This is a genomic window from Desulfosalsimonas sp., from assembly GCF_046483245.1.
In the GTDB taxonomy this organism is placed as follows: domain Bacteria; phylum Desulfobacterota; class Desulfobacteria; order Desulfobacterales; family Desulfosalsimonadaceae; genus Desulfosalsimonas.
Genome location: NZ_JAWODO010000014.1, coordinates 1 through 11243, shown reverse-complemented (window position 1 = coordinate 11243; position 11243 = coordinate 1). Strand labels below are relative to the sequence as shown.

Annotated in this window: 11 protein-coding genes; 4 read left to right on the top strand and 7 right to left on the bottom strand. The window is 53.8% G+C overall.

Features of this window, described 5'->3' with window-relative positions:
- The first annotated feature begins 256 nt into the window (after nucleotides 1-256).
- The 4 genes from R6U41_RS01875 (at nucleotide 257) to R6U41_RS01860 (ending at nucleotide 4189) form a co-directional block, all read left to right on the top strand.
- Nucleotides 257-715, top strand: a complete 459-nt coding sequence (locus R6U41_RS01875; protein WP_410268135.1) for an ACT domain-containing protein — start codon at nucleotides 257-259, stop codon at nucleotides 713-715.
- A gap of 73 nt (nucleotides 716-788) precedes the next feature.
- A complete protein-coding gene (locus R6U41_RS01870) occupies nucleotides 789-2045 on the top strand; it encodes a Fic family protein (protein ID WP_410268134.1) in 1257 nt (418 codons plus the stop codon).
- Nucleotides 2046-2267: 222 nt separating this feature from the next.
- The gene (locus R6U41_RS01865; protein WP_410268133.1) at nucleotides 2268-2723 is read left to right on the top strand and encodes a MerR family transcriptional regulator; all 456 of its coding nucleotides are present in this window, start codon (nucleotides 2268-2270) and stop codon (nucleotides 2721-2723) included.
- Between the two features lie 215 nt (nucleotides 2724-2938).
- Complete coding sequence (locus R6U41_RS01860) at nucleotides 2939-4189, top strand: acyl-CoA dehydrogenase family protein (protein WP_410268132.1); 1251 nt, start codon at nucleotides 2939-2941, stop codon at nucleotides 4187-4189.
- Between the two features lie 43 nt (nucleotides 4190-4232).
- Here R6U41_RS01860 and R6U41_RS01855 read toward each other — a convergent pair whose 3' ends face one another.
- The 7 genes from R6U41_RS01855 to R6U41_RS01825 all read right to left on the bottom strand — a co-directional run bounded on the left by R6U41_RS01855 (nucleotide 4233) and on the right by R6U41_RS01825 (nucleotide 11170).
- Nucleotides 4233-5531 carry a TRAP transporter large permease gene (locus R6U41_RS01855; RefSeq protein ID WP_410268131.1) on the bottom strand — a complete coding sequence of 433 codons (1299 nt, stop codon included), beginning with the start codon at nucleotides 5529-5531 and terminating at the stop codon, nucleotides 4233-4235.
- Entirely contained in the window at nucleotides 5528-6022 is a 495-nt protein-coding gene (locus tag R6U41_RS01850) for a TRAP transporter small permease (protein WP_410268130.1), read from the bottom strand. The genes R6U41_RS01855 and R6U41_RS01850 overlap by 4 nt, the downstream gene beginning before the upstream one ends.
- Nucleotides 6023-6058: 36 nt before the next feature.
- The gene (locus R6U41_RS01845; protein ID WP_410268129.1) at nucleotides 6059-7114 is read right to left on the bottom strand and encodes a TRAP transporter substrate-binding protein; all 1056 of its coding nucleotides are present in this window, start codon (nucleotides 7112-7114) and stop codon (nucleotides 6059-6061) included.
- A gap of 154 nt (nucleotides 7115-7268) precedes the next feature.
- A complete protein-coding gene (locus R6U41_RS01840; protein WP_410268128.1) occupies nucleotides 7269-7670 on the bottom strand; it encodes a YdbL family protein in 402 nt (133 codons plus the stop codon).
- 21 nt (nucleotides 7671-7691) lie between these two features.
- Nucleotides 7692-7916, bottom strand: coding sequence for a YnbE family lipoprotein (locus tag R6U41_RS01835; protein ID WP_410268127.1), 225 nt, complete (start codon nucleotides 7914-7916; stop codon nucleotides 7692-7694).
- A 28-nt stretch (nucleotides 7917-7944) separates the two neighbouring features.
- The gene (locus tag R6U41_RS01830; protein ID WP_410268126.1) at nucleotides 7945-10395 is read right to left on the bottom strand and encodes a YdbH domain-containing protein; all 2451 of its coding nucleotides are present in this window, start codon (nucleotides 10393-10395) and stop codon (nucleotides 7945-7947) included.
- Nucleotides 10396-10885: 490 nt separating this feature from the next.
- A complete protein-coding gene (locus R6U41_RS01825) occupies nucleotides 10886-11170 on the bottom strand; it encodes a GreA/GreB family elongation factor (protein ID WP_410268125.1) in 285 nt (94 codons plus the stop codon).
- Between the last annotated feature and the right edge of the window lie 73 nt (nucleotides 11171-11243).

Below are 11243 nucleotides of genomic sequence, written 5' to 3'. Positions count from 1 at the left end.
TTACCAAAAAGCCCAACAAGTGCGCACCCTGATCAAAGGCGACTTTGACCGGGCCTTTGAAGCGGTGCCGACACAAGCTGATTATTCAGAGATAGCGTTTGTCATATCTTCTTCGGTGCAGGTGAGTGGTGGCCTGGAGAAAGGAAATTTTTACGGCGCCATCGAACTTGATCCTTGAGATTTTGCGCTGATTGCTTTACATATGAAAAGTGCTGCCACAGGATCTGATCAACTTCTTTAAAGCAAAAGGTGCGCCATGAACACTGCCTATCAACTCACCATACCCGTGGAAAATCAGCCCGGAAAACTTGCCGAGGTATCCGGCATTCTGGCAAAGGAAAAATTCAACATTCGGGCCATCACTATTTCATCGTTTGGCAGCAGCGGATTTTTGAACATCATGGTTGATGATCCCAAACTGGCGCACAAGGTGCTTGAAAAAGAAGGCATAGAAACGCAATTAAAAGAGGTGATCGCAGTCATTATTGACGACCGGCCCGGAGGTATGGATAAGCTGATTCAATATCTGGCCAGGGAAAAAATCAATATTGAAAACGCCTATGGATTTGTCCTGGAAAGCCACAAGACCGCAGTGATCGTCCTGGATGTATCCCACATCGACGCCACCCGCCGCATCCTGGAAGAAAAAGGATTTAAAACCCTCGGCACAGAAGCCCTGGCCACAATCGAGCCTTTTCACTATCTGAAATACTAACCGGCCAAATTTTTTTGAAAATCTTAAAAATATGCTTGAAAAATCATAAAAAGCCCTTTAAATAAAGGGTATTATGAAAAAGCAGAAACCGGCCAAAAAACCGGCCAGAGACATTTCTTCCCTCCGTCCCTACCTTCCCGGCAAAACCTATATGGGCGGGCTAAAAGACCTGGCCCAGGAGGTCGCATCCGCGTCCGCCGCACTTGAAGGCCGGGTAGCCGGCGCCACAGCCGATGCCCTGGGCGGGCATTTGCGGCTGATCAACAGCTATTACAGCAACCTGATCGAAGGCCATAAAACCACCATCCCGGACATCGAGATGGCCCTGCAGAAAAATTTCCTTGATGATCCGGAAAAAAAGTATGCCCAGCAGCTCTGTGCCGCGCACGTGGAAACTGAACGATCATTTATGGCCGCCTTGCGAACAAACCGGGCGTCAAACATCTGCTCGTCAAAATTTCTATCAAAGCTTCATGCCGCCTTTTATGAACATCTTCCGGCGGAACACCGGTTTGCCCACACCCAGGACGGATTTTCCGACCTCCCTGTCAATCCCGGAGAGATTCGGGACGTCAACGTCTCTGTCGACGGCCGCACCCCGCATGGACCCGGATTTGAACAACTGCCGGCCCTGATGAATGAATTTGCGAAAAACTACGATCCGTACCGATTTCACGGTGATGAACGTCTCATTGCCATGGCCGCCGCCCACCACCGGCTGACCTGGCTGCATCCATTCCGGGATGGAAACGGCCGGGTGGCAAGGCTTTTTTCAAGTCTTTACCTGGTTCTCGCAGGAATTAACCAAAGCAACCTGTGGTCCCTGTCCAGAGGGCTGTCCAGAAAAAAGCAGCGATATATGATGGAGCTGTGGGCCGCTGATTCACCTGAACAAAAAAACGGCAAACACTGGTTTAGTGAACAACTGCTGGCTGATTTCTGCAACTTTTTTCTTCTCACCTGCCTTGACCAGATTCAGTTCATGGAAAACCTGCTGCGACTCGACCAGATTGAGGCCCGCATCGACTGGTACGTGGACATGCGCTCAAAAAGTGCCGAAAAACCGCTTCGGCCCGAAGCCTCCCGGCTTCTGCGGGCCGCATTCATGCGCGGAAGCATTTCCCGCGGCCGGGCCGGGGAAATTTTAAACATGAGCCAGCGAAACGCCCGCCGTATCGTAGCCACCCTTTTAGACGAGGGCCTGCTGGTATCCTCATCCCACCGAGCCCCTCTTGTAATCGGCCTGCCGCTTCATGTCCTGCCCTATTACTTCCCGGATCTTTACAACCCGTCAGTGATCGGGGAACAATACATGGTAAACTCCGAATGATCGTTTAATATGCGGATCATCCCAGACCTGCGGAAAAAAGCATAGACCATAAGATTGATGGTTTCGTAAAAAGTAAGTTTTTAGATCTTTTTCTTGACAATCCTGCCGCTTTAACCTTAACGTTGACGTTAATGTTAATGTTATTCTGGCCAAAACCTGAACTTCACATCAAAATACTCGCCCGGCAGAGACCTTGCCGGCGCATGAACCGGAAAATTCCGTATGACAAAAAAAGAAGCGCCATCCGATCCAAAGCAGAATCCAAGCCCCCAGGCCCGACAGGAGCGCAAAAACCAGTACCGGATCTCTGAACTGGCCGTGGAGTTTGGCATCACCGCCCGCTCCATCCGCTATTACGAAAAACAGGGCCTGATATCACCGGGCCGAAGCAACGGCAATTACCGCATCTTTACCCGAAAGGACCGGGCCCGGCTCCGCCTGATTCTACGGGGCAAGCGTTTCGGCTACAGCCTTGAACAGATCCGGGAAATGATCGGCTACTGGAACGCCGAACCCGAAGAAAGCCAGCAGATCCGGAAAAGCCTCAGCTATGGGGACAAAAAACTGGCAGAAATCCGAACCCGGATCAAAGAACTCCAACAGCTGGAAAACGATTTGCTATCAGTGAAACAAAAATTGTTAACACGCCTTGAAAGCCTGGGTGAAAATCATTCTTGAAAATTGTATCGGGATTAATCTTGATGGTTTCATAAAAAGCAAGTTTTTAGATGGCGCCGTAAAAGTTCAAGATCAAGGCTTGCGCAATTTCGAAGAATGCAGCGTACTCAGCGTACGTGAAATTCTGAGAAATTGCGCGTAACGCAGATATTGGACTTTTACGGCGCCATCAAAAATAGCAACGCCAAAAACAAACTGAAACCAGGAGGTGAAAAATGTTTGATTACATGATGGATGAAAAGGCCCTGGCCCTGCGCGAAGAAGTGCGGGATCTGGTGGCCTGGGTGCCAAAGCAGATGATTCTGGACATGGACGCGGACAAGATCGTTTTTCCCAGGGAGTTTCTGGCCGAGGCCGGCCGAAGAAACCTCATGGGCTGCCGTTATCCTCAAAAATGGGGCGGGCGGGGCATGGACTGGGCCACAACCGTGATGGTCATGGAGGAAGTCGGGGTCCTGGGCTATATCTTTGCCTGTGTGTTCGGCGTGGGCGCCGAACTGGTCTGCGATGCCGTGATTTTGCACGGCACGGATGAACAAAAGGAAAAATACGTCAAACCCCTGCTTGCCGGGCAGATATTTGCCGCTGAATGCCTAACCGAGCCCAGGGGCGGATCGGATTTTTTTGGCACCACCACAAAAGCCGAAGACAAAGGCGACCATTTTGTTCTAAACGGTCAAAAAAGATTTATCGTGGGCGCCGAGGCCGCGGATTATTTCCTGGTATATGCCAGAACGGACCCGGATCCCCAGTGCGATGCCCACAAGGCCCTGACCTGCTTTCTGGTGGACAGATCCGAGGGCGTGGAAACAGCCTACCAGTACGGCCTGATGGGATGCCGGGGCGGCGGCGCGGGCCGCGTAGTGTTCAAGGACGTAAAAGTGCCCAAAGAAAACGTGCTCGGCGAAGTGGGCGCGGCCTACAAGGTGTTTAATACCATGATGATCCCCGAGCGCCTGGGCACGGCGGCCATGACCATTGGTGCGGCCCGCCCGGCCTTAGATATTGCCACCGGCTACACAACCCGCAGAAAGGCCTTCGGCCAGACAATCAACACCTATCAGGGTGTGTCTTTCCAAGTGGCCGAGGCCGCCATGCTCCTGGATGCCTCCCGGGCCATGTGCCATGCCACGGCCAGGGCAGTGGACAGCAAGATCCATCCCAGACGCATTCGCAGAATGGTTTCGGAAACCAAGAAATTTGTCACCGAATCCTGCCAGAAGGCGACCCACAACGCCATGCAGGTCATGGGCGGCATCGGCTACACCAATATTTTCCCCATTGAACGCATTGTTCGGGATCTGCGGCTGGCCTCCATCTGGACCGGTACCAACGAGATTATGTCCCTGATTATTGCATCGGAATGGTACAAGGAATATTTTACCAAAAAAGGCGTCACATCAGAGCGCGACATGGAGGAAATCGCCGCACAGGCAGATTCGCCGGAGGAAAAAATCTACGAATAAACAAAACCGGGCCGCTTCTGCGGCCCTTTCAAACAGCAGCCCCTTAAAGCAGGCTTGGCAGGTACAGGGCGATCTGCGGAAACGGAATGAGCAGGATGGTGGTGATGATCATGGCAATGAGCATGGGCACCACGCCCTTGAAAATCGTGTTTAAGGGCACGTCCCGGGCCACACCGCTGACAACGTACACATTGACGCCCACCGGGGGGGTGATCACCCCGATCTGGGTCACCAGTACGATCACCACCCCGAACCATATGGGATCATAGCCCAGTTCCAGGATCACAGGATAGAAAATGGGTATGGTGAGCATCACCAGGGCCAGGGCATCGATAAAGCACCCGCCCAGAAAATAAACCCCGATGATCAGACACATGATCATGGCCGGGCTCATGTCCAAGGCGGTGATCCAGCCGGCAATGTCAAAGGGAATGCGGGTAACGGCCATAAACCGGCTAAAAATCGTTGCCCCGGCCACGATTACCAGGATCATGCAGGTAATCCGGGTGGTTTCAAACAGGGCCTGAACAAACCCCTCCATGTTGAGGTTTCTGCGGATCAACGCCACTGCCAGGGTGCAGAAGGCCCCGATGCCGCCAGCCTCGGTCGGGGTGAAAATCCCCTTGAAAAGCCCGCCCATAACCAGCACAAAGATCACCAGGGTTTCGACCAGACCGGACAAAGAGGCCAGTTTCTGGCGCAGGGTGAATTTTTCTCCCTTGGGCCCCAAATCCGGACGCATCCTTGTCCAGATGAGAATGCTTGCCACCATGAGCACGCACAAAAGCAGTCCCGGCAGCAGTCCTGCCACAAACAGCTTGCCAATGGATTGTTCCGTGAGAATCCCGTAGACAATAAACACAACACTTGGCGGAATCAGGATGCCCAGGCTGCCGCCTGCGGCCACCACTCCGGTGGCCAGTTCGGGCTTGTAATTGTAGCGTTTCATCTCCGGCAAAGTGGCCGCGCCCATGGTGGCTGCCGTGGCATTGGTGGAGCCGCATATGGCTGAAAATCCGGCGCATGCGCCAATGGTGGCAATGGCCAGCCCGCCGGGAATATGGCCCACAAACCGGTATGCGGCATCAAAAAGCCGGGATGAAATCCCGGAATGAAATGCAATCTGACCCATGAACACAAACAGCGGGATCACAGTGAGATTATAGGAACTGAAAACCGAAAACACGTCCCTGGCCGTCAGATTCAGGGCCGCGTCAAAAGATACGATGGAGCCGAACCCCACAATCCCGATCACGGCCATGAGATAGCCCACGGGCAGCCGGGAAAAGATAAGCAAAAACAGGGCGGCAATGCCGATCAGGCCGATGGTTGTGGGCGTCATTGGGTCTCAGTCCCCCGCAGACGCAGCAACAGATCCATGACCAGTACCGGGCAAAGCAGGATGCATCCGGCCGCCACCCCGTAAACAAACGGATAAATGGGCATCTCCAGGGTGGCGGAAACAGAGCCGTTAGCCCTCAGGATGGAACCGTAAAGCAGAGACTGCCGGGCGATTAGGGCAAACAGGACAAGAGATACCAGGCTGTTGATGCTGTGGATGACAATCTGCGCCGGCCGGGGCAGGCGCGGCACCAGAAAATCAACGGCAATGTGGCCTTTTTCCGCGGCCGTGTACGGCAGGGAAAAGGAAATGGCCAGGGCACCAAGAAAGCCGATGGTCTCATAGGCCCCGGGTATGGATAACCGGAAGAAGCGCAGAATCACGTCACCCGTGGTGACCAGCATCATCAAAACAATGGCCGCTGCAGCAATCCAGTTCACTGCCCCAGCGGCCCTGGCAATATAGCGATTCGCGCGTATAAGGGAAATCATCAATCGTTCCGGACAAATAAACAACTGTTGCAGATATCAGTTCTGTTTTTCAATAAGGCTGCGCAGCAGATCCACGGACTTTTGCCCCTCAATGTCCTTTTCCCGGGAATCTGTGATATACTCATCGATCACCGGAGAAATGGCGTCCTTCCATCGGGTGCTTTGCTCCTCTGAAAGCTCAATGATCTCATTTTCCTGCTCCCGGGTGTAGGCCAGGCCTTCCTTGTCCGCATCGTCCCATACCTGCCCGTGGACCTCGATCCATTCATCGCTGACCGTGTTGATCACATCCTGAACCTCTTCGGGCAGCTGGTTGAACTTTTCCTTGTTCATAACCGCAAACATGGTGGTAGTGTAACCGATTTCCTGGCAATTGGTGGTGTAATCGATCACATCGCCCTGCCGCCAGCCCTTGAGGGTTTCCATGGGCGCAAAAGTGCCCTCCACAACGCCTTTCTGCAGGGCCTCATAGGTGTCGCCCTGGGGCATGGCCACGGGCGTGGCCCCGAGGGCTTTGACCATCTTGGCGCTCAAGCCCGTGGAACGAATCTGCATGCCCTTGATATCGGCCAGGGTTTCAACCGGTTTTTTGGTGTGCAGCAGACCCGGGCCGTGGGCGTGGAGGTATAACACCTTGACATCCTTTAACTCCTCGGGATCCATCTGCCGGTAGAACTGGTTGGCCACCCTTGTGGCGGTCATTCCGTCGGGATATCCCAGGGGCAAGTCCACGGCTTCCATCACCGGAAACCGGCCGCGGGTATAGGCAAAGCAGGACATGCCGATATCCGAGATGCCGCTGACCACCCCGTCGTAACATTCAGCCGCCCCGGTGAGGGTGCCGCCGGGATACATGTTGATTTTCACGGAATTGTCAGTGCGGTCCTCCACCTGCTTGGCCCAGTCCTCGGCGGCCTTGCTGTGGGCATGGGTGGGGGGAAAAAACACGGAATAGCTCAGTTCAATGGTTTCTGATTTTTCCGAGGCGCTCTGTTGCTGGGCTTGATTGTCTGAATCATCGGACTGCCCGCACGCGGCGATCAAAAACAGCATGCAGGCGGCGGCACACAAAAGAAAAAATGTTTTGTTCATGGTCGGTCCCCTTTTTCCTGATAGGCAAGATTTGGCTGCAGATCGAACTTCACCAGTAAAAAGCCAGATTATAGATGGCACCGTAAAACCTGATATCGCAGGAATCGGTGTATGTGTCAAGTATGAAACATTTCACCATATTGCATTGGCTGCATCACTGACCCAGATCCTTTTTCTTTACCCAGTTGCGGTTTGCATCCTGGACAAAATGGTGGTCTTTGGCCAGACGATACATGCGTATCCGGTTCTGCCGCGCCACTTCCTGCATAGAAGCGCTGGTTTCGCCGGCAATGATTCTGAAAAGCTGTTTGCGGTCATGGTTTTCCGCGTCCACCAGTTTTTGCACTGCTGCCGGCGCATTGGCCGACACCAGGCCCACCAGGCCGGTCCAGGCCTCGCCCACCTGCCCCTTGTCCTTGGCCGCCATCAGGGCCGGGTGTCGGTCGCGCATGCTGGCGGCCACCTCCTGCTTGCTTTGGGCAAAAGCAGGAGCCGTCACCAGGGCGCAAAGAAACACCAGGGCAAAAATCCGGACAATTTTATGCGTTGTTTTCATTTTCTCCCCCGAAAAAATACATTATTGAAGTTGTTTGAGCTCTTCTTCGGTAAATATTTCGTTCATGTCCCCCTGAAAGCTCAAGGCCTCGTCCAGCGCCTTTTGCACTTTTAAATTCACGTCCACGGTGACATGAATCGGGGCGATTTCCACCCGGTGAGTGGTATCCGCCGTTACATGATGCCTTGTGCAGGCGCCAGCCGCGGCCATGAGTACCACAAGCGCCGCTGCAATAACCGTTTTCATAAAACCCCTCCCTGGTTTATCCGTTTTGTCATTCCCCGCTGCCCTGGGGGATTTCCCGGGAATCCTCAAAAAGTGCATCCAAAGCCTCTGCAATGGACCGGTCCTTTGTGCGGTAAAAGCCCAACACGCGGTTTAAGATCTCTTCAATGGCATTGACGTTGATCACAAGGCTTCCCACCTCCTGGGGAGACTCGCCTTCAACCCCTTTGCCCCGCAGTTCGATCCGGGCTGCGGCATCCTGATTTCCGGGTTCCAGATTAATGGACAGAAAATGGTACTCAAAATCGCCAAGGGCCTTTTCCAGGCGTTTTGAAAGCAGGGAAAGATACTCGTGTCCGGCCAGGGCGTCGCGCACGTAAAGCATCAGGGCATTGAGCCATTTTTCGTCTTTGATGCCGAAACGTCCGGTGCCGGGCACCGAATACAAAAACCCCCTGCCGATGCGGATGCGCTCCGGCCGCCATTGAACCGGAACCCGGCCGTGAACTCGGCCGCTGCCAACAATTTTTTCCTTGGTGAGCCGGGCGACCAGACCGATCAGATCCACGTCCTGAAAAAAAACATCAAAGTCTGCGGCCAGGGGATCAAAATCCAGCCTGGACGAATGGGCTGTCAGGACTCCGCCGTCTGGCAGATGCCATCGGGTTTTTTCCAGAAACAGGCTTTCCGGTTCGATTCGAAATATCACAAATCCGTCTTCGAGTCCCAGTTCTCCGGCCTGGAGCCTTTTGATATCTATGCGCTGATTGCCTGGCGTGGTCAAGGGAAAAAGATCCCGGATTTCCACACGACCGTTGATGCCCGAGGCTTTGAGGCCGGCGCCAGGCCAGTCAATATCCCCGTTTTCAACGGAAAAGGTCAATTGCGGCTGCAACACCGGGCGCAAAAGCCGGTCCCGGGTTTGGACCCGGACAAGGGCCGTGCCGGTGACAGCCGGCAGGGCAATGTCGTCATATTGAATCAAAGAAATGGCAAAACTGCCGGGTTCTGCGATTTCATCATTTACAATTACCGGAAGATCCAGGGTGGTATCCCGGATGTCAATCTCGGGCGATGCCATCCGGACCTGGTTGACTTTGGCGTAAATGCGGGTCTTCCAGCCGTTGGGCCCGCCTTTTACAAAAACAGGGCCGGGCAGGTCCAGACCCCGAACGGTTAAAAGGCTTTTCGGAACATGGATGTTAAGGGATGTAAATGCGAATTTTTCCGTTTGCAGATCCACAAACCAGGAATTTTGGCCCGACTTTTTCTTATTGATCCGGGCAGACGAAAAACCGGCTGCAAGCCGGCCTGCGGCATCCAAGCCGGCAGCCGGACTGACCCGGACATCCACTGGCAGCATGGCCGTCAGCTCCGCCGAAGTGATCTGTCCCGTAAGATGCCAGTTCAAATCCGCCTGCCACTTGCCGGTTTCCAGGATTTCAGAAAAACGGCTCCGGGTGCCGTTGATCCGAAGCGATGCCGCAAATGGGCGGCCCATATCTGCGGCCAGGGCCAGCTTCCCACCCTTTTCCGTGAGCACACATTCTAAGGAATCAATCTGAAAATCTTTATAAAAAAGCCCGTTTAAGCAAAGCTCTGCCTGGGTATCGTGCAATGTCCACTTATCATCAAAAACGGCCCGGACTGAAAAAAAAGCCCTGTCCAATCCGGCCTCCATACCCAGGCCCGAAAGGTCAAGGCTGCGGGCGGCGGCTGAAATCTGAAACCGCCCTTGTTGTTTTTCCCCCAAATGAACAGACCAGTTTCCCGCAATCCCCGGCTCAAAGTCCGGATCGGCCGTTTTGTCCTGTTTTTGCCAATCTACGGGCACATGTTGGGACGCGGGATCTTGATCTGCAAACACGCGAATCTCCCCGCTTGTTTCCAGGGCCCTTAAATCCATGCGGCCCCGAATATGCACAGGTATGCCGTAAATCATGGGATTTACAGAAAAATGAAGATTATTGGGGCTCTGTGCGGCCAGGGCGGCGTCAAACAACACCGTATGGCAAGTGTCGGAAGAGCAGATTTTGAGAACCGAATTGCGGATATGGATTTGATCAAAAAAAACCAGTGCGCTGATCTGGTCTTTTGACATCACATCGGAAAAACGGTGAGTATCCGGCGAGGATGACGGGGCGGCTGCGGCGGGCACGCGGCGGTCCATGTCCACATGATATCTCAGGCCGCTGATGAGAACCTCTGTAACCCGGCCCTGCATCAGGCTTTTTACGGTATAGCTGAAATGAACAAAATCGATCTGAAAATCCGGGTTATCTGCGGAGACATCTCTGAGGTCCAGGCCGCCAAGGCCAAGGGAAACCACCGATATCTTGGGGTTTTCCAGGCCTGCGTCCTGCATCCGGTAAGTAATGTATTTTTCCAGGGCAGCCGGGCCGAGGGTGAGCACGCCCACGGCTGCCAAAAGCAAAAAGAGCAAAACCGGCACAATAATGCGTACGGTTTTTCCAATCAGCCTGCGAAGTTGGGTTTGCATGCGCCCACAGCCCTGTGACCCTGATTGCCGGATTGTCAGACAACACCTCTATCGGATGTTTTCCAGCATACCCTGCCGGGCCCATGCATTGCAAAAGATTTTTGCCTGATGGCACCGTAAAAAGCTTTTTACCGCGTCCGCTGTTTGTGAAGGAAGAAAGCCCTGCGGTCGGGGTCGGCTTTTTCGCTCCTGACCGTTTTTGCGGACTCATCAAATGCCTTTGCTTAAAATTGACAAACCCGCTCTGCGTTGCTCAAACAGTTTGAATTTTTCACGCAAAAACGCTCAATGTCGCTTCAAAAGCCGACCCCGCCCCCGGGCTTCCTTGGAAGGGTTCTTGCCGGGCCAGCCCCCGGGACCGGGCATGAAAACAACGCTTTTTAAGACTTGAATGTGTTTCTTCCGACTCCCTTGGTGTGAAACTTTGCACACAGTCAGCCATGATGCCCGCCCGGGGGTGGTTTGCGAGTCGCATTGAGCGCGCAAGCGGTCAGCAGGGAGCAAACCGCCACCGGGCCGGCATCATGCGAAAATTACAGAACCAAGCAGTGTACTCGATATTGCCGCCCGGGGCCTGCACCGTGACGATGTCGCCCTCCTCCTTTCCGATCAGCGCACGGGCGATCGGCGAACTGACCGAGATCATGCCGAGCTTGATGTCGGCCTCGTCGTCCCCGACGATCTGATAGGTGAGCGGCCTTCCGCTCTCCGTCTCCTCGAGGTCGATCTCCCTTTGCGTTAAGATGATTGGCTTTGCGTCGCGGGTGTGTGACACAGGCATTCATGCCATTGGCAAATCGGATTCAACCCCAATATAGGGAAGATTCTTCAAGCCGTCAAATACTTGT

Bases quoted from the DNA above. Each gene is read 5' to 3' on its own strand.
- R6U41_RS01875 (WP_410268135.1), top strand. From the start codon at position 257: ATGAACACTGCCTATCAACTCACCATACCCGTGGAAAATCAGCCCGGA.
- R6U41_RS01870 (WP_410268134.1), top strand. From the start codon at position 789: ATGAAAAAGCAGAAACCGGCCAAAAAACCGGCCAGAGACATTTCTTCC.
- R6U41_RS01865 (WP_410268133.1), top strand. From the start codon at position 2,268: ATGACAAAAAAAGAAGCGCCATCCGATCCAAAGCAGAATCCAAGCCCC.
- R6U41_RS01860 (WP_410268132.1), top strand. From the start codon at position 2,939: ATGTTTGATTACATGATGGATGAAAAGGCCCTGGCCCTGCGCGAAGAA.
- R6U41_RS01855 (WP_410268131.1), bottom strand. From the start codon at position 5,531: ATGACGCCCACAACCATCGGCCTGATCGGCATTGCCGCCCTGTTTTTG.
- R6U41_RS01850 (WP_410268130.1), bottom strand. From the start codon at position 6,022: ATGATTTCCCTTATACGCGCGAATCGCTATATTGCCAGGGCCGCTGGG.
- R6U41_RS01845 (WP_410268129.1), bottom strand. From the start codon at position 7,114: ATGAACAAAACATTTTTTCTTTTGTGTGCCGCCGCCTGCATGCTGTTT.
- R6U41_RS01840 (WP_410268128.1), bottom strand. From the start codon at position 7,670: ATGAAAACAACGCATAAAATTGTCCGGATTTTTGCCCTGGTGTTTCTT.
- R6U41_RS01835 (WP_410268127.1), bottom strand. From the start codon at position 7,916: ATGAAAACGGTTATTGCAGCGGCGCTTGTGGTACTCATGGCCGCGGCT.
- R6U41_RS01830 (WP_410268126.1), bottom strand. From the start codon at position 10,395: ATGCAAACCCAACTTCGCAGGCTGATTGGAAAAACCGTACGCATTATT.